The sequence below is a fragment of the Streptomyces sp. NPDC104831 genome (assembly GCF_055583025.1).
Map to the genome: position 1 here is coordinate 1 of NZ_JBVJOT010000041.1, position 25,936 is coordinate 25,936.

General features: G+C 75.1%; 19 protein-coding genes and 1 pseudogene. 11 read left to right on the forward strand and 9 right to left on the reverse strand.

What is annotated here, in order from left to right; translation table 11 throughout:
- The first annotated feature begins 136 nt into the window (after positions 1 to 136).
- On the forward strand, positions 137 to 913 hold the full coding sequence (locus ACZ63H_RS25870; protein WP_469868860.1) for a hypothetical protein: 777 nt from the start codon (positions 137 to 139) through the stop codon (positions 911 to 913).
- Positions 913 to 1,563: an RES family NAD+ phosphorylase gene (locus tag ACZ63H_RS25875; RefSeq protein WP_469868862.1), complete on the forward strand. Its 651-nt coding sequence runs from the start codon at positions 913 to 915 to the stop codon at positions 1,561 to 1,563. The genes ACZ63H_RS25870 and ACZ63H_RS25875 overlap by 1 nt, the downstream gene beginning before the upstream one ends.
- Positions 1,564 to 1,641: 78 nt before the next feature.
- On the opposite strand, the gene ACZ63H_RS25880 is transcribed toward ACZ63H_RS25875, so the two are convergent.
- From ACZ63H_RS25880 to ACZ63H_RS25890, 3 genes are all read right to left on the reverse strand, one after another.
- Complete coding sequence (locus ACZ63H_RS25880) at positions 1,642 to 3,246, reverse strand: hypothetical protein (RefSeq protein ID WP_469868864.1); 1,605 nt, start codon at positions 3,244 to 3,246, stop codon at positions 1,642 to 1,644.
- A complete protein-coding gene (locus ACZ63H_RS25885; protein WP_469868866.1) occupies positions 3,221 to 3,985 on the reverse strand; it encodes a hypothetical protein in 765 nt (254 codons plus the stop codon). The genes ACZ63H_RS25880 and ACZ63H_RS25885 overlap by 26 nt, the downstream gene beginning before the upstream one ends.
- A 68-nt stretch (positions 3,986 to 4,053) precedes the next feature.
- Complete coding sequence (locus tag ACZ63H_RS25890) at positions 4,054 to 4,725, reverse strand: hypothetical protein (protein ID WP_469868868.1); 672 nt, start codon at positions 4,723 to 4,725, stop codon at positions 4,054 to 4,056.
- Positions 4,726 to 4,963: 238 nt separating this feature from the next.
- Between ACZ63H_RS25890 and ACZ63H_RS25895 the strand changes: the two genes are divergently transcribed.
- Complete coding sequence (locus tag ACZ63H_RS25895; RefSeq protein ID WP_469868870.1) at positions 4,964 to 5,641, forward strand: 4Fe-4S single cluster domain-containing protein; 678 nt, start codon at positions 4,964 to 4,966, stop codon at positions 5,639 to 5,641.
- Here ACZ63H_RS25895 and ACZ63H_RS25900 read toward each other — a convergent pair.
- Positions 5,616 to 6,752, reverse strand: coding sequence for a macro domain-containing protein (locus ACZ63H_RS25900; protein ID WP_469868871.1), 1,137 nt, complete (start codon positions 6,750 to 6,752; stop codon positions 5,616 to 5,618). The genes ACZ63H_RS25895 and ACZ63H_RS25900 overlap by 26 nt on opposite strands.
- 167 nt (positions 6,753 to 6,919) lie before the next feature.
- Here ACZ63H_RS25900 and ACZ63H_RS25905 point away from each other — a divergent pair, with 167 nt between their 5' ends.
- The 4 genes from ACZ63H_RS25905 to ACZ63H_RS25920 all read left to right on the forward strand — a co-directional run bounded on the left by ACZ63H_RS25905 (position 6,920) and on the right by ACZ63H_RS25920 (position 13,795).
- A complete protein-coding gene (locus tag ACZ63H_RS25905) occupies positions 6,920 to 9,397 on the forward strand; it encodes a protein kinase domain-containing protein (protein WP_469868873.1) in 2,478 nt (825 codons plus the stop codon).
- Positions 9,394 to 10,992, forward strand: a complete 1,599-nt coding sequence (locus ACZ63H_RS25910; RefSeq protein WP_469868875.1) for a hypothetical protein — start codon at positions 9,394 to 9,396, stop codon at positions 10,990 to 10,992. Before ACZ63H_RS25905 ends, ACZ63H_RS25910 begins: the two co-directional genes overlap by 4 nt.
- A gap of 87 nt (positions 10,993 to 11,079) precedes the next feature.
- Complete coding sequence (locus ACZ63H_RS25915; RefSeq protein ID WP_469868877.1) at positions 11,080 to 13,092, forward strand: AAA family ATPase; 2,013 nt, start codon at positions 11,080 to 11,082, stop codon at positions 13,090 to 13,092.
- Entirely contained in the window at positions 13,067 to 13,795 is a 729-nt protein-coding gene (locus ACZ63H_RS25920; RefSeq protein WP_469868879.1) for an FHA domain-containing protein, read from the forward strand. Before ACZ63H_RS25915 ends, ACZ63H_RS25920 begins: the two co-directional genes overlap by 26 nt.
- 36 nt (positions 13,796 to 13,831) lie before the next feature.
- Here ACZ63H_RS25920 and ACZ63H_RS25925 read toward each other — a convergent pair whose 3' ends face one another.
- The 3 genes from ACZ63H_RS25925 to ACZ63H_RS25935 all read right to left on the reverse strand — a co-directional run bounded on the left by ACZ63H_RS25925 (position 13,832) and on the right by ACZ63H_RS25935 (position 18,886).
- The gene (locus ACZ63H_RS25925) at positions 13,832 to 14,497 is read right to left on the reverse strand and encodes a hypothetical protein (protein ID WP_469868881.1); all 666 of its coding nucleotides are present in this window, start codon (positions 14,495 to 14,497) and stop codon (positions 13,832 to 13,834) included.
- Between the two features lie 186 nt (positions 14,498 to 14,683).
- The gene (locus tag ACZ63H_RS25930) at positions 14,684 to 15,748 is read right to left on the reverse strand and encodes a lipoate--protein ligase family protein (RefSeq protein ID WP_469868883.1); all 1,065 of its coding nucleotides are present in this window, start codon (positions 15,746 to 15,748) and stop codon (positions 14,684 to 14,686) included.
- 135 nt (positions 15,749 to 15,883) lie between these two features.
- Entirely contained in the window at positions 15,884 to 18,886 is a 3,003-nt protein-coding gene (locus ACZ63H_RS25935) for a carbohydrate binding domain-containing protein (protein ID WP_469868885.1), read from the reverse strand.
- Between the two features lie 222 nt (positions 18,887 to 19,108).
- On the opposite strand from ACZ63H_RS25935, the gene ACZ63H_RS25940 reads away from it, so the two are divergent.
- From ACZ63H_RS25940 to ACZ63H_RS25955, 4 genes are all read left to right on the forward strand, one after another.
- Positions 19,109 to 20,968, forward strand: a complete 1,860-nt coding sequence (locus tag ACZ63H_RS25940) for a gamma-glutamyltransferase family protein (RefSeq protein ID WP_469868887.1) — start codon at positions 19,109 to 19,111, stop codon at positions 20,966 to 20,968.
- A gap of 217 nt (positions 20,969 to 21,185) precedes the next feature.
- Positions 21,186 to 22,031 (forward strand): inositol monophosphatase family protein, encoded by an 846-nt coding sequence (locus ACZ63H_RS25945; RefSeq protein ID WP_469868889.1) that lies wholly within the window; start codon positions 21,186 to 21,188, stop codon positions 22,029 to 22,031.
- 86 nt (positions 22,032 to 22,117) lie between these two features.
- Positions 22,118 to 23,536, forward strand: coding sequence for a phytoene desaturase family protein (locus ACZ63H_RS25950; protein ID WP_469868891.1), 1,419 nt, complete (start codon positions 22,118 to 22,120; stop codon positions 23,534 to 23,536).
- Positions 23,537 to 23,581: 45 nt separating this feature from the next.
- Positions 23,582 to 24,103, forward strand: coding sequence for an O-acetyl-ADP-ribose deacetylase (locus tag ACZ63H_RS25955; protein ID WP_469868893.1), 522 nt, complete (start codon positions 23,582 to 23,584; stop codon positions 24,101 to 24,103).
- A gap of 53 nt (positions 24,104 to 24,156) precedes the next feature.
- Here the strand turns inward: ACZ63H_RS25955 and ACZ63H_RS25960 are convergent.
- Positions 24,157 to 24,534, reverse strand: a pseudogene (locus ACZ63H_RS25960) (acetoacetate decarboxylase family protein); the annotation flags it as partial.
- Entirely contained in the window at positions 24,417 to 25,793 is a 1,377-nt protein-coding gene (locus ACZ63H_RS25965; RefSeq protein WP_469869004.1) for an aminotransferase-like domain-containing protein, read from the reverse strand. The pseudogene ACZ63H_RS25960 and the gene ACZ63H_RS25965, both read right to left, overlap by 118 nt.
- Between the last annotated feature and the right edge of the window lie 143 nt (positions 25,794 to 25,936).

The following is a 25,936-nucleotide window of genomic DNA, read 5'->3' on the forward strand; positions in this document are numbered from 1 at the left end:
GCTCTGGAGAACGTCTCGAACGCGGGGCTGGGGGAGGACTTCGGGGACCGGCCCAACACCTGGGCCTCCTTCTCCCCCCCCCATCCCCCCCACCCCCGCCCCCCCCCCCCCCCCCGCAGCGGGAAGGAGAGCCCGTATGACCTCAGAGGACCTGCTGAGGCTCCTGGAGAACCACTGGACCACCGTCGCCGGCGGACTCGACGCGAAAGGCAACCGCCAACTGTCCGAGGCGCTCGCCGAGTTGCGCGAGGAGACGGTCGCCGGGAACCCGGCCGCCGCGGCCCGTGCCGTACGCCGGCTCAAGCGCACGCTGTCCGCGCTGCCGCCCGGACACCCGGTGGCCGAGGCGCTGGGCGGCCACCGCTACGCCGGCGCGGTCCACGAACTGCCCCGCCTCGCCACGATCGACGCGGTGATCGACGTCCTCGGCACCCCGCCGCCCAGCCCGGGCGACGTGCTCCGCGCGGCCCGCCGCCGCCTCCTCGCCGCACCCGCCCTCACCGAGGCCGAGCACGCGGCCCTGGCCGAGGCCGGCCCCCCGCCCCCGGCGGAGGGGACCGGGACGACGGCACCCGCCGCGTCGGAGCACCCTGCACCCGGCGGGCCCGGACCCGAAGCCGAACCCGCCCCGCCGCCCGGCGGACCGGACCCCACGGCGGGCCTGATCCGGCTGCGCGACCCGGACGACGGCGTCCGCTACCCCCGCTTCCAGTTCAGGCCCGGTACGGCCGAGCCGCTGCCGGTCGTCCGCCGGATCAACGCACTGCTGTGCGCGGACCGCGACCCGTGGGGCGCCGCCGACTGGTGGCTGGGCGGCAACCGGTGGCTGGGCGGTGTCCCCGCGGACCTGCTCGGCGTGGTGCCGGACGACGCGCTGGAACGCGCCGCCGCCGAACTGGTGGGGGCGATCTGATGGGCCGCCAGATACCGCCCGAGGGCGTTCCCATGGAGCCGCTGCGGCACCTCCTGCCGGCGGGCACGGTGCTGTGGCGGTGCCACGAGGAGGAGTACCAGGCCGCCGACTTCAACACCAGCGTCGCGCACGAGTTCTTCAAGGGGAGCCGCTTCGACCCCACCGAGAAGGACGCCTACCACTATCTCTACGCCGCCCTCGACCCGGTCACCGCGCTGTGCGAGGTCCTGCTGCGCTCGGTGGAGTTCGGCGACGACGGGGTGCGGCTGATCCCCTGGGCCCAGGCGTCCCGGTACGTCCTGTCCGCGGTGCGCACCACGGCCGACCTGTGTCTGGTGGACCTGACGACGGCCGAGGGGCTGGCCGCGGTCTGGCAGGACCACTGGCTGGTCGAGACCGAGGAGTACGCCGGCACGCGGTACTGGGTGCGGCTGATCCGCGAACGGTGCGCCGACGTGCGGGGGCTGTGGTGGACGTCCAAGCGGTGCCGGCCGCGCACCGCGCTGTTGCTGTTCGAGGACCGCTGCCCGCCCGGGCCGCTCGACCCGGAGCCCCTGGAGTGCCTGCGGCTCGCGTCCCTCCAGGACGTGTGCGAGGTCAACCGGCTGCTGGCACCGCTGCGCGCGGGCATCTCCGTCCCGGAGGAGTGAGCGGGTCACCGCGTGCGACCGCCCCGGCCTCCTGACGAGGGAGGCCGGGGCGGTCGTGTGCGGCGTCGCCGGCGGGGTTCAGCCGTGCCGCGCCGGGGCGGGCAGCAGCGGCCGGTGCTGGGACCGGTGCATCGCCGCCTCGCTGACGGCGGGGTCCTTCGCGGCCGTCATCACTCCGCGCAGGTACGCGCCCGCGGCGGACTCGTACAGCGCGCGGGTCGCGGCGATCCACTCCCGCGCGGCCTCCTGGCGGTCCTCCCGCCGGGACTCGGCCGTCTCCCGCGCGGCCCGTGCCCGCTCGGTGTCCGCCACGCTCCGCGCGCGCTGCCGCTCCAGGTCCTCCCGCCGTTCGACCGCCGTGCGGAAGGCGTCGAGGTAGGGGTGTTCCCGGAACAGGCCGAGCAGGAACCCGACCCCGCCCGACAGCAGCAGCAGCGCGCAGAACAGCCAGGTCACCGTCTGGGTGGTCAGGTGCAGCCGGTCCACCAGGGTGGTGGTGTCGGCGCCCGGGCCGCCGAGCCCGCGAAAGCCTGCGCTGTCCCCCGCGTCCGCGGCCGGGGTGTCCCGTTGCATCACGAACTTCGCCCGCAGCGTGCCGAGCAGCCAGGTCAGTCCGCCCCACACGCCGAGCAGGGTGAGGGACGGCAGCCAGCCGCCGCGCGGCGCCCCGGTCGCCGAGCGCCACCGCAGCATGTGCCCCGCCAGGTGCGGCACGATCAGCATGACGACGGCGGACGAGACGGCGAGGGTGCCGGACAGCGCGTCCCCGCTGGTGCTGCCGACCCCGTGGAAGGGCTGGTAGGCGACCCAGTAGACCGGGACCTCGACGGCCATGATGACGCCCAGCAGGGCCAGCGTCAGCCACCGGGGCAGGCCGGGCCGGGTCATCAGCCCCTCCCACTGCGTGGCCGACGCCCGGGAACCGGTCTCCCGCAGGGCGGCGCGGTAGTCGTCCGCGAGCCTGCCGGAGGCGGTGCCGTCCGGCGTGGCCACCGGCTGCCAGTCGTCGCCCGGGTCCGCGCCCGGATCCGTGCCCGGGTCCGCGCCCTCACCCGTGCCGGCCGCCGGCGCGCCGTCGTCCTCCGGGGGGAGTGCCACCGGAGCCGGGGCCGGGGCGGGTCCGGCCGGTTCTCCGGCCGTGTCCCCGAAGCGGGCGCGCAGCCAGCGTTCCTCCACCCGCTCGCGCAGCCGGTCGCGGAAGCGCAGCCAGCGCGAGGAGCGCAGCGCGAGCAGGTCGAGCTGGTTCAGGGCCGCCGCGATGTCCCGGTCGGCCTCCCGCAGCCGCCGGTCCAGCAGCTCGGTCCGGTCCTCGCTCGTGGTGGCCTCGGCGGCCGAGCGGGCGTCCTGGAGCCGTGCCTGCTCGTTCCGCCTGCGCAGGTCCTCCTCGATGCGGTGGACCATGGTGTCGCGCTGCGCGGCCAGTTCGGCGAAGTAGGGCAGCAGGCCGTCGCTGTACAGCAGCCACGGGTCCAGTGTCTTCTTCTTGCCGGCCTGCTGTCCGTTCCTGCGGGCCTCCTTGAGCAGGGCGCCGTGGTCGGCGGGGTCGAGGACCAGCGGCCGGGGGCCGGTGTGCCCGTCGCGTGTCCGCCCGGCCCGGGCGGCGTCCGGCGCGGTGCGTCCGGCGAACGGGGTCCGGAGGCGGCGCGGGCGCGGTTCGTCAGCGCCGGTAACGGGAGTCGACATGTGCCTTGGCCCTCCCTTCGAGTGCTTCGACCCAGAAGGACTCGAAGTCGTCGGCCTCGCTGGGCTTCGTCTTGTACTGCATGCCGAGCCCGACCGGGAAGACGTCCATTCCCTTGATGCCGGGCAGTCCCCGCTTCTTGACGAGGGAGTCGATGACCCCGGCCCGCCGGCCCTCGGTGGTGAGATTCTGGCGGGAGAGCACGAACTCCGGGTCCGACTGCCCGAAGTCGCTGACGACGAGCAGCTTGGCCGCCGGGCCGTCGCCGGCCACGCTCTCCCCGATCCGGGCCAGCGCGCCCCACACGTCCGAACCGTTCTGGGTGCGGGCGCACTTCAGCTCGGCGAGCGCGGCGACGGCCGCGTTCCGCCGGGCGCCGGCCCGCTGTGCCTTCTGGTCGGTGTTCGCGTCGTGCGGCGGGTCCAGGTCGACCCGGCCCTGCCGGCAGGAGGAGCTGCGCGAGGACCGGGTGACGGGGGCGAAGTCGACGGTCCCGCACTTCTGGTCGGTGAGGAACTCCACGAGGCTGTCCTTGAGCTTGGCCTCCGAGTCGAATCCCTCCTTCGCCGCGGCGGCGGATCCGGAGCCGTCGACCACCACTCCGCAGGGGGTGGTGAGGGCTTCCTCCTGTTTGGTGCAGGACACGAGGGCGGACAGTGCGCACACCAGCGGGACGACGACGGCGAGCCGGCGGGCGGTGCGGACGGTGGACCGGTGAGCGGTCCGGGCCGAGTGATGCACGATGACGTTCCCTGGCCTTCCTGGGAGACGGGGAGCGGTGAAGCGGTGGACGGGAGCGGAGCGGGAGGTCATCCCCGGCGGGCGCCGCCGGGCGCCCCCTGGTGGTCGATGATGTGCAGGGCCTGGGCGACGGCCGACGCGGCGGCCGGGTCCCCGGCCCGTTCCCCGGCGTACCAGCGGTCGGTGAGCAGGGTGTCGTCGACGCGGGCCCAGGTGTGGTCCAGGGTGATCCGCCCGGGCAGCCGGCCCGTCGGCCGGGACTCCGCGACCAGGTCGGCCGCACGGGCGCCGGCCCACACGCCGTCCCAGTAGCAGGCGATCAACTGGTTCGCGGCGTCGGCGAGTTGCTGGGCCTGCTGGCGGTAGTCGGCGGCGGCCGAGCGCCACTCGCCGACCATCCGCCCGTACCGGGCGAGCGCGGCCGGCGCCGGCTTCCCGCGCACCGTGTACTGGGTCACCACCCGCACCGACTCGGCCTGGATCCGGATGTGCAGCTCGCGGTGGGCCCGCAGCATGCGGGAGCGCAGCCGTGCGGTGCCGCGCCGCACCCGGGCGTGCAGGCCCAGGATGTACGGCGGGAGGCCGGCGGTGGCGTCGGCCGGTTCCCCGCCCTCCGGTTCCGTGAGGAATTGGAGAAGTTCCGCCGCGTCCCCGCGCCCGTGCGACCGGGCGCGTGCCGACGCCAGGAATCCGGTATTCAGGCGTCGGACCCGGACATTTATTCGAGCTTTCTTGATCATTTTCGAATGTCCCCCATTCGTCGCGGGCGGTCCGGGTGGGAAGGCGCCGCGATGGGGAGAGGCTAGCGGAGCAAAACCCTTGACGGGACCGGTAGTTCGCGAGAAAACAGATCATTCTCCGGGTGTTCCGGAAAACAACCGGATCCCGCCCGGCACGGAGCCGGACGAAGGGCCCGAGGCAATTGCGGGCGTCCGCCGGCGCGCTGGATACTCCAAGCCGGTGCGAGGAGGGGAAGCCGTGGAATTACGTCTCGACGGGACGCACTACCCGTTGGAAACGCTGGGCCCGGGAAAACGGCTCGGCGTCTGGTTCCAGGGCTGCGCGCTGGCCTGCGCCGGCTGCATGTCCCGGCACACCTGGGACCCGGACGGGGGAACTCCCGTCACGGTCCGGGAGGTGCTCGGGCTGTGGCGGCGGGCCCTCGCCGACGGCGCGGACGGCCTCACGGTCAGCGGCGGCGAGCCCCTCCAGCAGGCCGGGGCGCTCGCCCGCCTCCTCGCCGGCGCGGCACGGCTGCGCGACGGGGCCCGGCGGCACGAGGGGGACGCCGGGCCCCGCACGGTCGACCTGCTGGTGTACACCGGGTACGACTCCGGGGAGCTGACACCCGAGCGGCGCCGTGCCCTCGACGGCGCGGACGCCGTGATCACCGGCCGGTTCCGGGTGGCGGAACCCACCCGGCTGGCCTGGCGCGGCTCGGCCAACCAGCGGATCGTCCCGCTGACCCCGCTCGGCGCCGCCCGCTACGCCCCCTACCTCACCCGGGAGTCGCCCGGCCCCCGGTTGCAGCCCGCGTCCGGCCCGGACGGGGCGCTGCGCCTGTACGGCGTCCCGCTGCGCGGCGAACTCACCGCGCTGGAACGCCGGCTGAGCGCGGACGGGGTGGCCCTCACGGAGCGGAGCTGGCGGCCGTGAGCAGCCGGGCGTGGCTCTCCTCCGGCGTGACCAGCAGCACCGACCAGGACGGGTCCCGGCGCAGCTCCTCGCGGACCGCGTCGAGCAGCCGCCGGGCCACCGTCTCCACGGGCAGCCCGCCCCGGCCGGAGCCCAGCAGCGGAAAACAGATCGAGGACATCGGCAGAGAGAGGAACTCGCTCTCGTGGCGGGCAAGTTCGAAGGACCTGCGCACCGCCTCGCCCAGCACGGCGGGGGACACGTGATAGCGGTCGCCGTCCCCGACCGGGGTCGCGATCGCCGCGTGGTGGATGCGCCGTACCCCCTGGGCGGCCAGGGCGCCGGACGAGGTGGCGACGACCGTGCCCGGCCGCACCTGCATGCCCGTCCTGCCGTGCGTCCGCAGCCACACGCCCAGTTCCCGGGACAGCACGTCGTCCACGATCTCGCCCTGGGCGTCCCGCACGGCGGCGGCCCGGCGCAGCGCGCCGGAGACCGTGGGCCGGAAGGTCTTGGACATCTCCAGGTACGTGTTCTCCGAGGACACCAGGATGTCCACGTCCCGCACGTCCTCGATCGGGCACACCCGCACGGTGATCCGGCCCGCCCCGGCGCCCGCGCGCACCGGACCGGCGACGGCCGGGGCCGTGCGCACCCCGGGAGCGGGCCGCCCGGCCGCCGCGGGCTCCCGGACCACCTCGGCCGGCCGGCCGGCCGCCTGCCGGGCCACGGCCAGCACCGCCGTCGCCAGCTCGGCGATGACATCGTGCTCCTGGCTCTTGCGGAACCGCTCCGTCGTCACGCCGTAGACGGCCGCCGCGGACTTGCGCCGGTCGGTGCCGGGCACCCCCCGGCGCGCGGGGAAGATCCCGAACGAGTGCGCGGCGGCGCGGGCCAGCGGATCACTGGAGTCGTCGTCCCGCACCGGACGCCCGCCGGCCAGCCGCCGTACCGCCGCGCCCAGCAGTTCCTCGATGCCGGTCTGCTCGTCCTCCGGCCCGGCGCACAGCCCGGCCGCGACCGCCGCCTGACGCAGCGCGTCCCTGGTGCAGTGCCGCAGCCCGGGCAGACCGCGACGCCTCAGTTCCCGGAGTTCCGCAACGAGGCTCTCGTGCGAGGGCAGGGGGTGCATGCTGCGCATCGTAGCCCCGCCCGGGGGCCCGCTGAAGATCCGGGAAACCCCCTGCCGCCCGCCGGGAACCGGGATGCCCACCTCCCCGCGCGGCCCCCGCACCGCGGCGCCGCGCCCCACCGCGCGGCCCCCCGGCGCGCCCGGCGCGTTTCCCGGAAGGCCGGAAGATGACGACCACGCCGCCCACCCGGTTCGTCGACCCCGCCGAAGGCGGCTTCACCGACGCCCGGCTCACCGAGACCCGCCCGGTCCTCGCCGAGGTACCCGGCGAACTGGCCGACCGCTTCCCGCTCGTCACCGTGCTCTCCGAGGCGGAGCGGCCCGCCGAGGCGGTCGTCCTGCGCGTCCGCGACCTGACGGCCCGGCACGGACCGGCGGAGATACCCCTGGTCCTCAAGTGGTACCACCGGCTGCACGCCCCGGACCCGGCCGTGGAACACGAACTGCGGGAACTCGGCGCGCTCCCGGCCCCCCACCTGGAACGGCTCCTGGAGACCGGCGAGGCGCACGGCCACCCCTGGCACCTGTACCGGTCGCACGGCGAGGAGACCCTGGAGAAGTACATCGCGGACCACCCCGAGGGCCTGCCCCCCGACGCCGTGCGGTCCCTGGCGAGCCAGCTCCACGACGCCGTCGCCGCCCTGCACGGACGCGGCGTCGTCCACCGGGACATCACTCCGGACAACATCATGGTGCAGACCCGCCGCGGCACCACGGCCGATCTCGTCCTCGTCGACTTCGGCGCCGCCGTCCACCGGCCCGACGAGGCACTGGAACCCCGCCGCGACTGGCGCGGCAAGCCCCTCTACCTCGCACCCGAGGCCGGATCGCTCCGGCAGACCGTCTCCGAGGCCGGCGACTGGTGGTCGCTCGGCATGGTCCTCGCCCAACTCGCCCTCGGCCGTCACCCGATCGAGTTCCGCCGGGACGAGGACGTCCTCCCGGAGATCGCCACCCACGACCCCGACGTCTCCGGCATCGCCGACGGCCGCACCCGGCTGCTCTGCGAGGGCCTGCTCACCCGGGCCCCCGAACACCGCTGGGGGGCCGCCGAGGTACGGGACTGGCTGGACGGCAAGGAGCCCTACGCCACCCCGCGCACCGGCGGCCGGATCTTCGCCGACGACCCCACGCGCCCCGTGCTCCGGCCGTTCCCCTTCATGGGCCGGGAGTTCACCGGCACCGAGTCGCTCGCCCTCCACCTGGACCAGAACCACGTCTCGGCCGCACGCATGCTGGCCGACGACGCCGACCGGGCCCGGCTCGTGGAGTGGCTCGGTCAGTTCAGGACCGTCGGGGGCCGCAGCGAGGAGGAACGCAGGCGGCTGGACACGCTGTGCGAGGAACTGGCCCGGCCACCGGCCCCCGATGGCGTCGCCCGGCTGCTGGACTGGCTCGGCCCCGGCCTCGACGTCGCCTGGCACGGGGTCCGCCTGGACGCGCCCGGCATGCGCCTGCTGTGCCAGGGCGCCCGGGACGGGCACGCCGACGCGGTCGCGCTGCTCGGGCACCTGGCGGAACACCCCGGCGTGCTGACCGAACTCGCCCGGCGGCCGGGCGGCCAGGGACTGGACGGGGCGGCCACCGCGTGGGCGGCCCTGCGCAACCGGTGGGAGCCCACCGTCCGGGAGGTCGCACAGGACCGGCGGGACCGCAACTCCCTGCGGCACACCGCCGAGGTGGACGCCTGGCTGCTGCAACTGGCCCGCGAGCCGGCGGCCACCAGGCGCCGGCTCACCGGCGCGCTGCGGGGCGTGCGCGCGGAACTGCCCGAACGCGTGCCCTGGTTCGACGCGCTGCTCTCCGCCCAGGACGACGACCCGCGTCTCGTCGTCGCCGTCCTGCTCGCCCCCCGGGCCCGGCAGGAGGCGGACGAGCACAGGAGGCGGCGCGTCCAGGAGGAGGACGTGCAGCGGCTCGCGGCCGACCAGGCCGGGATGTTCGCCGTACTGCACCGCCTGGACCGGCTGCCCACCCTCGGCTGGGCGCTGTTCGGCGCCGTCGTCGTCACGGCCCCCTGGACCTTCGTCATCGGCCTCGCCGACGTCCTCGGCCGCGCCCCCCAGGAAGCGGTGATCACGGCCTGGCTGGAGGCGCTGCCCGCCGCCGCGGTCGTCTTCGTGGCGGAGCTGTGGACCGCCGTCTACATCGGCCCGCCCCTCTACCACCCCCACCGGTCGGTGGCCGGCCTCCTGATCCGGGGCGCGGACCGCCCCGCCCGGCTGGCCCGCACCCGGGCCGGCCGCTGGGCCGGGGCGGCGCTGCTCCTCCTCGCCGTCTTCCTCGGTTTCTACGCCGTCGCCGTCGCCCCCTGGCTGTGGCCGCTCGCCACGGCCGTCGCCGTCACCGCCTTCAGCGTCCGCCGCTGCTGGGCGTGGGGACGACAACGGCGCCGGGCCCGGGCGCACCGCGGCATCCGGCGCCCCGGTACCCGCCCGGGACCCGGCCGCCGGACCCCGGCATGGCGGCCTCGGCGCCGTGCGCACCCGTCCCCGCCGGGGACCGGCCGTGCTCCCTGGTGGCGGCCCAGGCGTCCGGCGCGGCCGGGCCGGGGCGCATGGCGGCCGTGGGACGCCGTCCGGACGCGCGGGGCGGACCGCGAGCGGCCGGGGACGACGAACGACACGACAGGAGAGCAGGCATGAGTTCGGGCATCGCCATCCCCAGCATCCAGACGGTGGCACCCGCCGTGCACTTCGCGCCGCCCCCGCCGCCCCTGGACCCGCAGGCGCTGCCGCACACCGGCATGCTGCACCTGCACGACGCGGCCGGGCAGACCGTCCACCATGCCGCGGACGCCGCGTTCCAGGTGCTCGGCTCGCTCAGCGGCGTGCTGCTCGTCGGGCGGGCCGCCCTGCTCGGCACCCGGCTGCTGGCCGCCGGAGCGGTCCGCGCCGCCGAGGAACAGCGCTGCCTGGAACGGCAGCAGCAGCTCGCGGCCACGGCCGCCGAGCAGTGGCAGGCCGCCGCGTACGCCGCCACCCGGGCCAACGCCCGCCGGCGCGCCCTGCTGGAGCGAGTGGCGCGCGCCCGGTCCCACGAGGGGCCGCCCGGGCCCCCGCCACACCCCGACGTACCGCCCCCGCTGACCCCCGTCGGCGCCCGGCTCGCCGACCTGCGCCGCGAACTGGCCCGCACCGAGGAGGCCCTGCACCGCGCGGAACAACGGCAGGCCGCCTGGGAGCAGCGGCGGATCTCCGCCCTGCTGCGGCTGGACGAGGACCGGGACGACGCCTGGCAGCGCGCCCTGCGCGAGAGCCGGGAACGCGCGCTGCGCCGCTTCGCCGCCGAACGCACCGCCGAGGCCGAGGCCGAGGGCCGGGTGCCCCACCCGCCCGGCCCGCCGGCCCCCGTGGCGCTCGACGCCCGGGAGGTCCGCCGTACCGGAGCCGACATCCTCGGCGAACTGGACCCGTACGCCGCCCGGGAGGCGGCCGACCTCGCCGCGCAGGCCGTCCGGGACGCTGTACGCCGTGCCGCCGAGGACCCGCGCCGGGCCCGCATCCACCTCACCGAGGCCCGCAAGTTCGTCCGCGACGCCAACCGGCGGGCGCGGGAGACCCGCGCGGAACAGGAACGCGCCGCCCTCCACCACGACTTCCTCGTGTACGAGACCCCGGACGGCGCCGAGGACCTCACCCCGGCACCGGACGCCGTGGCCCTGCTGCGGCGCACCCTGGACGAGGGCGTCCCGCTGAGCCGGGCCGAACGGGACCTGGTCGAACGCCGGGTCGAGGAGCGGGTGCACGCCCTGGAGGCCCTCTACGTCCGGGAGCGGTGCGCCGACGCCATCGCGGAACTGGCCCGCAGGTTCGGCGGCCCGGCCGGGCTGGGCCGGGGCGCCGGGCAGGAGATCCGGCTCGACTGGACCCCGCCGGGCTGGGATCCCGGCCACTGGCTCCGGGCCACCCTGCTCGACGGCCGGCTGAACGTGGCGACCATGTACCTGGGCGGGCCGGGGGAGCGGACCCCCCGACAGCGCGCCCTGGACGACGAGCGCTGCGCCGAGGCCCGGACGCGGTTCGCCGAACTGGAGGAGATCACCGAAGCACTGGGCATCGCGCTCGAGTTCGAGGTCGAGCACACCCAAGGGGCGCTCCCCGGGGTGCTGGGAGAGGACGCCCTGGTGCTCGACGAGCTGCTCGACGGGCAGGAGGGTCCGGCGGGCACGCGCGAGGACATCCGTCACCTGCCGCTCAAGCAGCGGCAGGCGGGCGGCGAGGACCACCGCCGGGGCTAGACCGAGGCGACACGGCGGGGCCGCGAGCACACCGCCGCGGCCGGGGCCCGCGCGCGGCCCGCGACAGCGCGCACCGGGGAGGAAACGATGGACCTGTCCAAGGAAGACCGGCTGCCGCCCTTCGTGGAGGAGCTGACCGGAACGCTCGGCGTGCACGCGCAGTACGTCCTGCACGGCAACGTCCGCGATCTGCACCTGGTGTCGCGGCGCGGCCGGGAGCGGTTCTACCCGCTGCTCGACGTGCTGTGGAACCCCCTGCGGCAGAAGGGCTACGAGGTACTGGTGGTCTGCGACCAGGTGGGCGGCTTCGGCGTGGCCCAGTCCGGACAGGGCGACGCCGAGGCGGCCGTGGCCGAACTGCTGCGGGGCACCGACGAGTTCCCCGGCCACACGGCGGCCCGCCGCCAGGCGGTGCTGGACCGGATGCGCGACCTCACGAGCGGGTGGGCACGGCAGCGGGCCGAGGTGCCGCGCGACGGCCGCCGGCTGCCGCCGCTCAGGGTCGCCCTGGTGATCGACCACGCCTCCCGGCTGCTGACCGACCCGTCCCGGCCGACCCCCGACGAACGGGACTTCTTCCTCGCCTGCCTCAAACTCGCCCATGAGGCCGAGCCGTTGCCGCCCCGGCCCGGCACCGGCGCCGTACCGCAGGGCCCCGGCCTGTTCAACCCGGTGATCTGGCTCGCCGACGGCGAACGGGACGTCCCCGCGTGGCTGATCTCCGGCAGCGAGCGGATCCGCGCCATCGCCGTACCGGAACCGGACGCGGACGAACGCTCCACGATGGCCCGCCTCCTGCACCAGGTCTACGAGCGGTACCCCGGCCACGGCACCCGCGACGGCGCCGCCGCGCCCGGCGGCACGGACGCCGAGGAGACCTCCCGCGCGGTCGGCGCCTTCGCCCGCGCGGCCTCCGGACTGAGCCTGCGGGCCATGGAGGAGAGCGTGAAGCTGGCCCGCTCCCGCGGCCTGCCGTTCGCCGCCATGCCCGACGCCGTACGGATCTACCGGCTGGGCGTGGAGAAGAACCCCTGGGGCCGCGACGAGATCCGCCGGCGCATCCTGCGCGGCGAGGACCCCGCGAACGAACGGTCCATCCCCCGGCGGGTACTGGGCCAGGACGCGGCCGTGGCGCGGACCCTGGACATCCTCAAGCGGGCCGCGCTGGGGCTGTCCGGGGCCCAGGCCACCAGCCCCGGGCACCGGCCGCGCGGCGTGCTGTTCTTCGCCGGACCGACCGGCACCGGCAAGACCGAACTGGCCAAGGCCGTGGCCTCCGTGCTGTTCGACAGCGACCAGGCGTACCTCCGGTTCGACATGAGCGAGTTCTCGGCCGCGCACTCCGCCGACCGGCTCGTCGGCGCGCCCCCGGGCTACGTCGGTTACGAGGCGGGCGGGGAACTGACCTCCGCGGTGCGGGAGAACCCCTTCCGGGTCATCCTCTTCGACGAGATCGAGAAGGCCGACAAGGGCATCCTGGACAAGTTCCTCCAGGTGCTGGAGGACGGCCGGCTCACCGACGGGCAGGGCGTCACCACCTACTTCAGCGAGTGCGTGCTCATCTTCACCTCCAACCTCGGTGTGCAGCGCACGGACCCGGAGACCGGGGAACGCGAGTGGATCGTGGCGCCCGGCACGCCGTACAAGGAGCTGGAGGCCACCGTCCGGGACAACGTCAAGAAGCACTTCGAGCAGGTCATCGGCCGGCCGGAGCTGATGAACCGGATCGGCGGCAACGTCGTCGTCTTCGACTTCATCTCCGACGACGTCGCCGAGCGGATCTTCGACCTCCAGGTCCGCAACATCCAGCGGCAGCTGGCCCAGGGACACCGGCTGGTCCTGCGGATCGAGGACAAGGCCCGCCGTGAGCTGCTGGAGCACTGCACCCGGGACAAGTGGAACGGCGGCCGGGGCATCGGCATGGTGCTGGAGACCCATCTGATCAACCCGCTCGCCCGGGAACTGTTCACCGCGCCCGACCTCGGCCCGGGCACCACGGTGGTGGTGACGGAGGTGCGCGAGGCGGAGAGCGGCCGGGTGGACACCAAGGTCGTCGTGAGGAAGGGAGACACCGGTGGCGGGGGTACGGAACTGGGATGACCACGACTGGTTCGACGACGGCGAGGAGCCCGGCCCCGGGTCCGGCGCGGAGTCCGGGGCGGATGCCGAAGCGGTCCCCGACGGGCCGGCCGCCGGCGAACCCGCCGCCGCCGAAACCGCCGTCGGTCGACCGGCCCCCGACGGGCGGGACGGCGCCGGGGGAGGGGACGACGCCGACGACTGGCAGCCCGTGGGTGGTGTCACCGCCCTTGGCCGGCCGCCCCGGCCGGCCCCCGCGTCCCCGTCCCTCGGCGAACGGTGCCCGCGCTGTGCCACGGTCGTCCCGGCCGGCACGCCCGCCTGTCCCGGCTGTCTGACCCCGGTCGGCGCGGGCCCGCGTCCGCAGCGGCTGGCCGGCGGTGTGCTGCGGCTGGTGTTCCGGGCCGGCGGCGGCCATCTCGACGTGCCGCGCGGCGCGGAACTGCGGCTCGGCCGGAGCAGCAGCTGGGCCCCCGAGGCGGCGGCGCTGCTGGCGGACGAGGAGACCGTGTCGGCGCGGCACGCGGTCGTCGTGCACACCGCGGAGGGGAGGGCCTGGGTGAGCGAGGTCGCGCGGGGCGCCACCAACGGCACCCGGGTCAACGACCGTGTCCTGGTGCCCGGCCGGGACGTCCGCCTGCGCAACGACGACCGGCTCGAACTCGGCCCCAAGGTCTGCTTCCAGGTCCGCGGCGTCGAGGACGAGCCGGCCGAGGGGGACTGAACGGGGGCGGCGCGCCCGGCCCCGGCCCGTCGCGGGTCAGTCCCGGCCGCCGCCCAGCGCGGCCACCGCGGACTTCGCGGCCTTGATGGCGCCTTTGTTGATCTCGTCCGTCGCCGGGGCCTTGCGGGACTCGAAGTCGCTGCCGCTGTAGGTGACGACGACGAGGGCGTTGGCGACGCGGACCAGCACCACGCCCTCACGGGTCTGCTGCCCGTCCTCCGTGGTCAGGCCGACGAAGGAGTACGCGGCGGAGCCGAGCCCCGGCACGGCTCCGCCGCCGCTCTTCTCCGCGACCCGCTGCCCGTACTCCCTCGTCGCCTCCCGGTCCGACTCGCCGATCTCGAACGACACGTCCAGCCAGCGGTAGTCGTAGCCGTGGAGCGCGTTCCAGGAGCAGGTGCGGCGCAGCCTGGTGTCCGTCGACGGGATCTCCTTGCCGGCCGGCTTCGCGCCCGGCACCAGGGACGCGACGACGGCCGCGGGCACGCCGGCGCAGGGCGCGGGCGCGGTGGTGTACGCCGGTGCGGCCGTGGTCGCGGACGGGGCGGCGGAAGGGGCCCCGGCGGCCGGATTCCGGGGCGGCTGGTGCCCGGCGGCGGGCGGCGCGGCCGGTCCGGAGGACAGCGCCCAGCCGGCGCAGGCGAGCACCGCGACCGGCGACAGACGCGCGGTGAGAGCGAGCGGCAGAGGAAGGGAACGCACGACGCACTTCTCGTGGGGAAGGGGGGTGGAGGGGTCCGCGGGGCGGACGGGGTATGACAGTGTCACATGACTGCCTGTGCCGCGGAAGTGCCGACGCACTCCGTGCCCGGCCGGTCACCGGCCCCGGTCACGATGCGCCGCTCCGTCCCTCATGTGCCCTCCGGGCGCGCCCCGGACCACGGGAGGCTACGGCACGCGCGCCGTCCACTGCGGGGAGCCGAACTTCGTGCGGGCCAGTTCCTCCGCCCGGGCCAGCTCCTCGTCGGTGACCTTGCCCTCGGCCAGGCCGTAGCGCGCGCGGAAGGACTCGATCATGCGGTCGATGACGGCCTCGCGCGGCAGCCCCGTCTGCCGGCGCAGCGGATCGACCCGCTTCTTCGCGCTCCGCGTCCCCTTGTCGGACAGCTTCTCCCGCCCGATCCGCAGCACCTCGACCATCTTGTCGGCGTCGATGTCGTACGACATCGTCACGTGGTGCAGCACGGCACCCGGGCCGCCGCCGGGGCCGACCATCCGCTTCTGCGCCGCGCCCGCGATCTTGCCCTGGTCGGTGGCGATGTCGTTCAGCGGCTGGTACCAGGCCCGGACGCCCAGGTCGCCGAGGGCACCCAGCACCCAGTCGTCCAGATAGGCGTAGCTGTCCTGGAAGGACAGGCCCTGGACGAGGGACTCGGGCACCGACAGCGAGTAGGTGATCGTGTTGCCGGGCTCCACGAACATCGCGCCGCCGCCGGAGATCCGCCGCACCACCTCGATGCCGTGCCGGGCGGCGCCCTCCGGGTCGACCTCGTTGCGCAGCGACTGGAAGCTGCCGATGATCACCGCCGGGGCGCCCCACTCCCACACCCGCAGCGTCGGCGGGCGCCGGCCCGCGGCCACCTCGGCGGTCAGCACCTCGTCCAGCGCCATGTGCAGGGCCGGCGGCTGCGGGGCCTCGTGGACGAGCTGCCAGTCGTAGTCGGTCCAGTCCGTGGCGCGCGCGAGCGCCCGGCGCACCGCGATGCCGACACCCTCCGAGGTCAGGCCGTACATCACCGTCCCCGCCGGCAGTGCCGCGTCGATGCGCGCGGCCAGCCCCGCGGCGTCGGTGTCCGCGGGCGCGCCCTCCAGGGCGCCGTTCACCGCGTCCAGCGCCTCGTCGGGCTCCAGGAAGAAGTCGCCCGCCACGCGCACGTGCCGCAGCGCGCCTTCCCCGACCTCCACGTCCACGACGACGAGCTTGCCGCCGGGCACCTTGTACTCACCGTGCACTGCCCTGGCCTCCGTTCCTGCCGCACGGATCAACGTCCGGCCCGCCCGGGGTGTTCCCGGCGGGCCGGACGGTTCCGTACCGTCACCCGGACGGCGTACCCGAGCCGCGGGACACCGGCCGGGGCCGTGCGTGCGTCACTTCAGGTAGGGGCCGTCGGTGCCGATCTTGCCGGGGCCGCCGAGCACGTACACCCGCAGGTTGCCCTTGCCGGGAGCGGCGACGGACAGCGTGCCGTTGGTGACGGTCTTCACGTCCCCGGTGACGGCGTCGGTGTAGGTGCCGTTCGGGATGCCGGTGTAGGTGGCGCCGCCGGTGACCGTGACCAGGGCGAAGCTGTCCGTGCCGCCGCCGGTGTAGCGGCGCTTGAACGCCATGCCCCCCGAGATGCCGTCGGTGGAGTACTGGCCCATCTGCAGGGCCGGCACGGCCCGGCGGATCCGGTTGAGCCGCTGGAGGTGCTTGACCAGGGGCTGGGCGAGGGTGTCGGCGACCGCGCCGGAGGCGGAGCCGACCTCGCCGAAGTCCGCGGCGGTGACGGTGCCGGCCAGGTGGTCGCCGTAGTAGGCGCGTCCGGTGGAGGAGAGCGGGCAGGTGGGACCGCAGTCGAGCTGCTTGCCCTTCTGGAACTCGATCTCCGAGCCGTAGTACAGCGTCGGGATGCCGCGGAAGGTCCACATCAGGGACATGTTCTCGGCCCAGGCGTCGGTGCCGCCGCCGTAGCGCGTGGACGACTTGTTCGGGCCGTAGTCGTGGCTGTCGACGTAGACGACGTTGTAGGTGGCGTCGTTGACGCTGTCGTCGGAGTCCTTGCCGTTGCCGTAGGCGTTCTGCGCGTCGGCGAAGTTCATGTGCATGCGCATGTCGATGATGTTCATGCCGGAGGCCCGCGAGTGGTCCGGGGCGTGGTAGGTGTTGCCGTCGAGGAAGGCGTTGGCGGAGGTGGGCTGGTTGCCGGTGCCGAGCTGTTCCTCGTAGTCGTACTGTTCGAGGGCCGCCCGGGTGTCGTCGGCGCTGTACTCCTTGCGTTCCTTCCAGGTGAAGAACTGGGCGGAGTGGTTCACCGACCCGCGGTTCCACTTGTCGTTGACGAAGGCCCCGACCTCGGCGAAGACGAAGAAGTTGGCCGCCTTCCGGGCACCGAACCTCTGGGTGACCCGTTCCTGGATGGCGGGCAGGAAGCGGCGGTTCCAGGTGACCCGGGGGACGTGGACGGCCGTGTCCAGGCGGAAGCCGTCGACGCCCATGTCGATGTACTTGTCGTAGGCGCCGATGAGGTAGTTCTGCACCGCGGTGGACTCGGTGTCGAAGTCGGCGAGGTCCTCGTGCAGCCAGCAGGAGCGGGAGTCCTCGCCCTCCCAGTTGCCGATCCAGCACTGGTGGTAGTACTGCTTGGGGAACATGCCCGAGGTGGGGCTGGGCCACTGGCAGTTGTAGACGGTGTAGCCCTCCGCGCTCCTGCCGCCGGTGGGCTTGCCCCAGTTGACGCAGGTGTTGCCCGCCGGTTCGGCGGTGGACCACAGGTCGCCGTTGTAGTACGACTTACCGGACTTGGGCTCGACCTTCAGGCCGTCGTACTCGAAGCCGTCGTTCTTCTCGTCGTAGTACCAGCTCCACTGGCTGTCGCGGACGCCGTACACGGTCGGGGTGAACAGGCCCTTTGCGCCCCAGCGGGAGCTGTGGTTGTACACCACGTCCTGGTAGATCTTCATGCCCTTGGCGTGGGCCGCGTTGATCAGGTCCTGGTAGGAGGCGCCGGCCGATTCCAGGCGCGGGTCGACCTTGTAGAAGTCGTAGCCGTGGTAGCCGTGGTAGTCGTAGTCCGAGCGGTTGAGGACCACGGGGGTGATCCAGACGGCGGAGAAGCCGAGGGCCTTGATGTAGTCGAGTCTGTCGATCAGCCCCTTGAAGTCGCCGCGGAACATGGGGTCGTCGCCGGCCGCGTTGCCGGACTTCACGTGCTGGCTGCCGCCGCGGTTGTTGGTGCTGTCACCGTCGTGGAAGCGGGCGGTGAGGACGAAGTAGACGGGGTCCCCCCGCGGGTCGGTGCCCAGCGGGGCTCCGGTGGCGGGCTCCGGTGCCTTCTCGCCGGTGGTCACCGCGGCCGCCGCCGAGGCGGGCGAGGTGTTGCCGGCCGCGTCGACCGCCTTGACGGTGTAGGTGTAGGCCGTCCTCTCCTCCAGCCCGGTGTCGGTCAGCACCGTGGAGGTGACGTCGGTGACGGTCGTGCCCTTGGTGCCGCCGGTGCGGGTGACCTGGTACTTCACCACGCCCGTGTCGTCGGTGGCCGCGTCCCAGCCCACCACGACGGAGGTGGCGGTGGCGGTGGCGGTGACCTTGGCGGGCGCCGTCGGGGCCTGGGTGTCGGGGTCCGCCGCGGCGCAGGGGTTCCTCGCCCCGGTGGTGACCTTCCGGTCCCGCACGGTGGAGGTGCCCGTGGCGAGCGCGTAGTCGGTGCCGTTGTTGTTGTCCCAGACGCCGTTGCCGTTGTTGAACGCCGCCTTGAGCGAGGTGGCGGTGCCGATGGCGAGGGTCTTCTTCCACCAGCCGGTGCAGGCGGGCTCCATGCCGACGCCGGGGGCGGTGGTCCAGGCGCCGCCGGCCGGGGCGTAGTGGATGTTGGCGGTGGTCCAGCCGGTCGTGGCCGTCGAGTAGTAGACGGTCGCCTCGTTCCCGGAGCCCGTGCCGGTGTCCGCGCACGGGTCGCTGTGGGCGATCACCCCGTCCTTGACGGTGACGGTCCCGGTGCCCAGCGCGTAGTTGACGCCGCCGTTGTTGTCCCAGGTGCCGCTGCCGTTGTTGAAGGTCGCCCGCAGCCCGGTGGCCGAGCCGAGGTCGACGGTCTTCTTCACCCAGTCCGTGCAGGCGGGTTCCATGCCGACGCCGGGCACGGCCGTCCACGACCCGCCGTCGGGGGCGTAGTGCAGGTAGGCGGACGGCCAGTTCTTCGTCTTCGTGTAGTAGAAGACGGTCGTCGTGGCGGAGGCGGCGGCCGTCGGCCGCATCGGGTCCGGCGGGGACTGCGACGGGGCGGTGAGCAGTCCGATCACCCCGGCGGCCGCGGCGCCCGCGGCGAGCGCGCGGCGGAGCGGGCGGGGTCGTGGTGGCGCGCTCGGAGGGGCTGTTGACCTTGATCTCATGACGTCTCCCGGGCAGCGGGTGGGGAGTTGATGAAATTTGAGACAGTAAGTTGCTGCAACTGCTTGCAGGAGGCGGAAGCTACAGGGACATGACAGTCAGGTAAAGGGGTCTCGCACGGACCCGGCCCTCGGCCGCGTAGCCGGCCGCGCGACGGGGCAGCTTCTGATCCGGGCGGCCCTCACGGTCGAACCGGCCGACGCGCGCGGACAACGAGGTGAGACATGCGGTTCACGACCCGACCCACTCTCCAAGGCACCTTCGGCATGGTCTCCTCCACGCACTGGCTGGCCTCCCAGTCGGCGATGGCGGTGCTGGAGGACGGCGGCAACGCCTTCGACGCGGCCGTGGCCGGCGCGTTCGTGCTGCACGTCGTGGAACCGCACCTGAACGGGCCGGCCGGCGAGGTCCCGATCCTGCTCGCCCCGACGGGCGGCGACGTGCGCGTGCTGTGCGGACAGGGCGTGGCCCCGGCGGGCGCCACCCCGGACCGCTACCGGGGGCTCGGGCTGGACCTCGTACCCGGCACCGGACCGCTCGCCGCCGCCGTGCCCGGCGCCTTCGACGCCTGGCTGCTCCTGCTGCGCGACCACGGCACCAGGTCCCTCGACGACGTCCTGAAGTACGCCATCGGCTACGCCGAGCACGGGCACCCGCCCGTGGAGAACGTCGGCGCGACCGTGGAGAGCGTACGGCGGCTGTTCGAGACCGAGTGGACGTCGTCGGCCGAGGTGTACCTGCCCGGCGGCCGGCCGCCCCGCCCGGGCACGCCGCTGCGCAACCCCGCGCTCGCCGCGACGTGGAAACGGCTGCTGGCCGAGACGGCGCACGCGGGCGGCCGGGAGGCGCGGATCGACGCCGCGCGCGAGGTGTGGCGCTGCGGCTTCATCGCCGAGGCGCTGGTACGGCAGTCCCGGCGGCCCACCCTGGACACCAGCGGCGAACGGCACACCGGCACGCTCACCGGGGCCGACCTGGCCGGCTGGTCGGCCCACTACGAGGCCCCGGTGACCTATGACTGGAACGGCTGGACCGTGTGCAAGGCCGGCCCCTGGAGCCAGGGCCCGGTGCTGCTCCAGCAGCTCGCCCTGCTCCCGCCCGAGCTGCCCGCCCCCGGTTCCGCCGACCACGTCCACCTGCTGATCGAGGGCTGCAAGCTCGCCATGGCCGACCGCGAGGCCTGGTACGGCGACGCCGCCGAGGTCCCGCTCGCCGAGCTGCTGTCGGACGACTACAACGCCGGGCGGCGGGCGCTGATCGGCGCGAAGGCCTCCCACGACCTGCGCCCCGGCAGCCCCGGCGGACGCCCCCCGAGGCTGCCCGCCCACGCGTACGCGGTGGCGGACGCGCGGCCCGGCTTCGACCCGCTGGGCGCCGGTGAGCCGACCGTCGCCCCGCTGCCCGGCTCGCCCACCCTCGCGCAGGCCACCGGGCAGGACCAGGCGACCGGTGAGGCCGAGGTGGCCGCCGACGGCTCGACCCGGGGGGACACCTGCCACCTGGACGTGGTCGACCGCTGGGGCAACATGATCGCGGCCACGCCCAGCGGCGGCTGGCTCCAGTCCAACCCCGTCGTGCCCGAACTCGGCTTCCCGCTCGGCACCCGGCTGCAGATGACCTGGCTGGAGGAGGGCCTGCCGGGCACCCTGACCCCCGGCCGCCGCCCCCGCACCACCCTCACCCCCTCCCTCGCGCTGCGCGACGGGGTGCCGGTCCTGGCGTTCGGCACGCCGGGCGGGGACCAGCAGGACCAGTGGCAGCTGCACTTCTTCGTGGCCGCCGTGCTGGGCGCCCCCGTCCGCGGCGGCCTCGACCTCCAGGGCGCCATCGACGCCCCCGGCTGGCACAACGAAAGCTTCCCCGGCTCCTTCCACCCGCGCCGCCGGCGCCCCGGCAGCGTGACCGTGGAGTCCCGCATGGATCCCGGGGTGATCGAGGAACTGCGGCGGCGCGGCCACGACGTCACCGTCGGCCCGCCCTGGTCCGAGGGCCGGCTGTGCGCGGTGGCCCGGGACCGGCGGACCGGCATCCTGTCGGCGGCGGCGAACCCACGGGGCATGCAGGGCTACGCGGTGGGCCGCTGACGCCCTGCCCGGGGGACCCGCGCCGCCGGACGCCTGCGCACGGCGCCGGTGCGTCACGGGGGCGACGACCCCTCCCGCACCCCTCGCCGGCCCCGGCCGGCGCCCTCGTCCGCCCCCTCCCGGACCCCCTTCCCGAGCCCCCGCTGTTCACGGCGATTCCACCTCGCAGACACCCGCGGGCCGGGGGCTGTCAGTGGGACGTGGTCTGATGGGAGGCATGATCGAAGAGACGGAAACCATCGAGGAGTTTCTCGCCCGCCGCTCGGCCGACGTGGAGGAGGCGGTCCGCGAGGCCGCCGCGGCCGAGATCCTGCCCCGCTTCCGCCGCCTCGCCGCCCACGAGGTGGACCAGAAGAGCGGCCCGCACGACCTGGTCACGGACGCCGACCGGCTCGCCGAACTGCGGCTCACCGAGGCCCTCGGCGCACTGCTGCCCGGCTCCGTGGTGGTCGGCGAGGAAGCCGTGCACGCGAACCCGGCGGTCTACGAGGCGCTCCGGGGCGACACCCCGGTCTGGATCGTCGACCCGGTCGACGGCACCCGCCAGTTCGTCCACGGCGACGACGGCTTCTGCACCCTCGTGGCCCTCGCCCACCGCGGCACCGTGATCGCCTCCTGGACCTACGCCGCCGCGCGCGGCCTGTTCGCCACCGCCGTCCGCGGCCGGGGCGCCTTCCTCGACGGCGAACGGCTGTTCGCGGGCCCGCCCGCGCCCGGCCGGGACCTCGTCGTCGCCACCTCCCACCCGGACTACACCACCGACGAGCAGAAGCGCGCGCTGCGCGCCCTGTGGACCGACGGCCTCGCCCCGCGCGCGTGCGGCTCCGCCGGTCTCGAGTACCTCGCGGTCGCCCGGGGCGAACTGGACGCGGTCGCGTTCTCCTGGGAGGCCGCCTGGGACCACGCGGCCGGACTGCTCCTGGTCGAGGAGGCCGGCGGCGCGCACCTCACCCTGACCGGCGAGCCGTTCCGCGTCACCGGCGGCAACGCCCTGCCGTTCACCGCCGCCCGGGACGCCGCCACCGCCCGCCGGGTGGCCGGCCTGCTGCGCACCGCCTCCTGACCGGCCGGGACCACCCGGACCGGGAAGGGCCGGTGCCCCGGCCTATCCTGATCCCGAAGGCCATCGGCTGACGAAGGGGTCCGAAGGTGCCGTCGATGCTCGATGCGGTCGTGGTGGGTGCGGGACCGAACGGACTGACCGCCGCGGTGGAGCTGGCCCGCCGCGGCTTCTCCGTTGCCCTGTTCGAGGCGAAGTCCACCGTGGGCGGCGGCGCCCGCACGGAGGAGCTGACCCTGCCCGGCTTCCGGCACGACCCGTGCTCGGCCGCCCATCCCCTCGGCATCAACTCCCCGGCGTTCCGCGCCCTCCCGCTCGACCGGTACGGCCTCGAGTGGCTGCACGCCCCGCTGCCCATGGCCCACCCGTTCCCGGACGGCACCGCGGCCGTGCTGTCCCGCTCGGTGGCCGAGACCGCCGCCTCCTTCGGACCGCGCGACGCGGGCCCGTACCGCAGACTGGTCGAGCCGCTGCTCGCCCACTGGGACACCCTCGTGCGGGACTTCATGTCCCTGCCGCTGACCGCGCTGCCCCGCGACCCGGTCACCCTCGCCCGCTTCGGGCTGGCCGGGCTCCCGCCGTCCACCTGGCTGATGCGCCGCTTCAAGGACGAGCGCTTCAAGACCCTCTTCGCCGGCCTCGTCGCCCACGTGATGGCACCGCTGGGCGGCCTCGCCACCAGCGCCATCGGGCTGGTCTTCGCGCTCTCCGCGCACGCCCGCGGCTGGCCGGTGGCCCGCGGCGGCTCCCAGTCCCTCTCCGACGCCCTCGCCGCGTACCTGCGGGACCTCGGCGGCGAGGTGCACACCGACTTCGAGGTCAAGCGCCTGGACGACCTGCCGCCCGCGCGCGCGTACGTCTTCGACACCTCGCCCGCCGCGCTCGCCCGCATCGCCGGCTTCGGCGACCACTACGCGAACTACCGCTACGGCCCCAGCGTATTCAAGATCGACTACGCGCTGGACGGACCGGTGCCCTGGACCGCGCCCGAGGCGCGTACCGCCGGCACCGTCCAGATCGGCGCGAGCCCGGCCGAGATCGGCACCGCCCTGCGCGCCGCCTCCCGCGAGGGACACGCCCCCGAGCGGCCGTTCCTGATCACCGTGCAGCCGAGCGTGGCCGACCCCACCCGGGCGCCCGAGGGCAAGCACGTCTTCTGGGCCTACGGCCATGTGCCGAACGGCTGGTCGGGGGACCTCACCGAGGCCATAGAACGCCAGCTGGAGCGCTTCGCCCCCGGATTCCGCGACCGTGTGCTGGCCCGCGCCACCGCCGGTCCCGCCGAGATGGCCGCCCGCAACGCCAACTACGTCGGCGGCGACATCGCCTGCGGCGCGGCCGCCGGTCTCCAGCTGCTGCTGCGCCCCAGGCTGTCCCTGTTCCCCTACCACACCCCCCACCCGGCCGTCTTCATCTGCTCCTCGGCCACACCGCCGGGGCCCGGTGTGCACGGGATGTCGGGCCACAACGCGGCCAAGGCGGTCTGGCGGAGACTGAGACAGGGCTGAACCGACACGAACCGGGGCGCGGCCGACCGGAAAGGCGGGACCGACATGACCGGCATCACCCTCGTCCAGGGCGACATCACCCGGCAGCACGCCGACGCCGTCGTCAACGCGGCCAACTCCTCGCTCCTGGGCGGCGGGGGAGTGGACGGCGCGATCCACCGCCGCGGCGGCCCGGCCATCCTCGCGCAGTGCCGCGCCCTGCGCGCCTCCCGGTACGGCAGCGGCCTGCCCACCGGTCAGGCGGTCGCCACCACGGCGGGCGACCTGGACGCCCGCTGGGTGATCCACACGGTGGGCCCGGTCTGGTCGCCGACGGAGGACCGCTCGGACCTCCTCGCCTCCTGCTACCGGCAGTCCCTGCGCGTCGCCGACGAACTCGGCGCCCGCACGGTCGCGTTCCCCGCCCTGTCCACCGGCGTCTACCGCTGGCCGATGGCGGACGCGGCCCGCATCGCGGTCCGGGCGGTGCGCACCACCCCCACCGCCGTCGAGGAGGTCCGCTTCGTCCTCTTCGACACCCGGGCGTACGAGACCTTCGCCCGCGAACTCGGCGGCGGCCCCGGCTGACCCGGGGAGCGGCGTCCGCCACCGGGACGCTGGGCCGGTCGCGGTCTCCCCTCGTGCTCCACGACGGCGGGCTGACCGGCCTTTGTGCAGTCGCCCACGCCGGTGGCGTCCGGCATCCGCATCACCTCGAAGTGGACCGGCGGCTGCGCGACCCGCAGGGGTTCCGGCGCCACCCGGCGCAGCGCCTCGGGGTCCGTCGCTGGGCCCCGGACGAGGGCGGGACCCCGCGCACGCCGCCGGCCCGCTGCAACGCCGCCGCGTCCGCCGTCGCCGAGGACACCGGACCGGGACGGCCCCCGGCCGGGCGGACCGGTCAGCGCAGGGTGCGCAGGGCCCTGCCCAGCCGTGCCACGCCGTCGGCGATGACACCGGGCGAACCGGCGGCGTAGCCGAGGACCAGGCCGGGCGGCCCGGGGGACTGGCGGTGCCAGGAGAGCGGATGGCACTTCACGCCGTGCGCCAGCGCCGCCGCCGCGAACTCCGTGTCGGGCACGTCCCCGGCGTACGTGACCGTCAGGTGCAGGCCCGCCGCCGCGCCGTGCACCACCGCGCCCGGCAACTGCCCGGCCAGCGCGGCGATCATGGCGTCCCGCCGTCCGCGGTGGCGCCCGCGCACCAGCCTGAGGTGCCGCTCCAGCTCCCCCGACGCCATCAGGCGGGCGAGCACCAGCTGCGGCAGCACCGCGTTGCCCAGGTCGTTGAAGCGCTTGGCGTCGACCAGCGCGGTACGGTACCGGGCCGGTGCCACCAGCCAGCCGATCCGCAGCGCCGGCGCGAGCAGCTTGGAGGCGCTGCCCAGGTAGCAGACCCGGTCGGCCAGCAGGGCGCGCAGCGCGGCGACCGGGGGCCGGTCGTAGCGGTGCTCGGCGTCGTAGTCGTCCTCCAGGATCAGCCCGCCCGCCCGGGCCCACTCCAGCAGCTCCCGCCGCCGTTCGCCGCTGGTGACGACGCCGGTCGGGAACTGGTGCGCGGGGGTGAGCAGGACGGCCCGGGCGCCGGTCGCCCGCAGCGCGTCGACCCGTACGCCGTGCTCGTCGACCGGCACCGGCGGGGTCGCGAGGCCCCCGTTCGCCAAGTGCTGACGGGCCCCCAGCGAGCCGGGGTCCTCCACGGCGACGGCGTCGACGCCGTCCGCCCGCAGCACCGGGTGCAGCAGGGTGAGCGCCTGCGCGGTGCCCGCGACGATCAGTACGGCGTCCGGGTCCACCCGTACGCCCCGCATGCGCGCCAGCCAGTCGGCGACGGCCCGCCGCAGCGGGGGCGCGCCGCGCGGGTCGCCGTAGCCCAGATGCCCCGCGGCCGCCTCGGCGAGCACCGCACGCTCGGCCCGCAGCCAGGCCGCCCGCGGAAAGGCGGTGAGGTCGGGCCGCCCGGGCGTGAAGTCGACCTCGGCGGGCGCCTGCCGCAGCACGTCGAACACGTCGAAGCCGGGCACCCCGCGGAACGGGTCGACGGGCCCGCGGTCCGCGGGCCCACCGCCGAAGGACCCGGTGGGGCCCCGGTGCACGGGCCGGTGGGCGGGCGGCCCGGCGGGGCCTCGGCCCGGGGACCGGTCCCAGGACCACCCGGCGCCACCCCGGTCCCCAGCCCGGCCACTTCGCCCATCGCCGGCGCCGGTGGCCCCGCGCCCGCAGGTGTCCTCCGCGCCCGTGCCGTCGGCGTCCGTGCCACCCGCCCCGGTGTGTCCGATCCCGTCGGCGCCGAGGGTGTGTTCACGGGTGCCGCCCACGCCCGGGCCGCCGGTGCCGTCCGTGCCGGTGGTTGGGCGCCCGTCGGTCTTGCCCGGTTCCCGGTCGTCGGCCGGGCGGCGGGTTCGTCCCGCGTCGATTCTGG

What these genes read in the sequence shown, in the direction of transcription:
- ACZ63H_RS25875 (WP_469868862.1), top strand. Translation starts at nt 913, where the DNA reads ATGGGCCGCCAGATACCGCCCGAGGGCGTTCCCATGGAGCCGCTGCGG.
- ACZ63H_RS25890 (WP_469868868.1), bottom strand. Translation starts at nt 4,725, where the DNA reads ATGATCAAGAAAGCTCGAATAAATGTCCGGGTCCGACGCCTGAATACC.
- ACZ63H_RS25955 (WP_469868893.1), top strand. Translation starts at nt 23,582, where the DNA reads ATGACCGGCATCACCCTCGTCCAGGGCGACATCACCCGGCAGCACGCC.
- ACZ63H_RS25910 (WP_469868875.1), top strand. Translation starts at nt 9,394, where the DNA reads ATGAGTTCGGGCATCGCCATCCCCAGCATCCAGACGGTGGCACCCGCC.
- ACZ63H_RS25870 (WP_469868860.1), top strand. Translation starts at nt 137, where the DNA reads ATGACCTCAGAGGACCTGCTGAGGCTCCTGGAGAACCACTGGACCACC.
- ACZ63H_RS25900 (WP_469868871.1), bottom strand. Translation starts at nt 6,752, where the DNA reads ATGCACCCCCTGCCCTCGCACGAGAGCCTCGTTGCGGAACTCCGGGAA.
- ACZ63H_RS25940 (WP_469868887.1), top strand. Translation starts at nt 19,109, where the DNA reads ATGCGGTTCACGACCCGACCCACTCTCCAAGGCACCTTCGGCATGGTC.
- ACZ63H_RS25945 (WP_469868889.1), top strand. Translation starts at nt 21,186, where the DNA reads ATGATCGAAGAGACGGAAACCATCGAGGAGTTTCTCGCCCGCCGCTCG.
- ACZ63H_RS25935 (WP_469868885.1), bottom strand. Translation starts at nt 18,886, where the DNA reads ATGAGATCAAGGTCAACAGCCCCTCCGAGCGCGCCACCACGACCCCGC.
- ACZ63H_RS25880 (WP_469868864.1), bottom strand. Translation starts at nt 3,246, where the DNA reads ATGTCGACTCCCGTTACCGGCGCTGACGAACCGCGCCCGCGCCGCCTC.
- ACZ63H_RS25905 (WP_469868873.1), top strand. Translation starts at nt 6,920, where the DNA reads ATGACGACCACGCCGCCCACCCGGTTCGTCGACCCCGCCGAAGGCGGC.
- ACZ63H_RS25915 (WP_469868877.1), top strand. Translation starts at nt 11,080, where the DNA reads ATGGACCTGTCCAAGGAAGACCGGCTGCCGCCCTTCGTGGAGGAGCTG.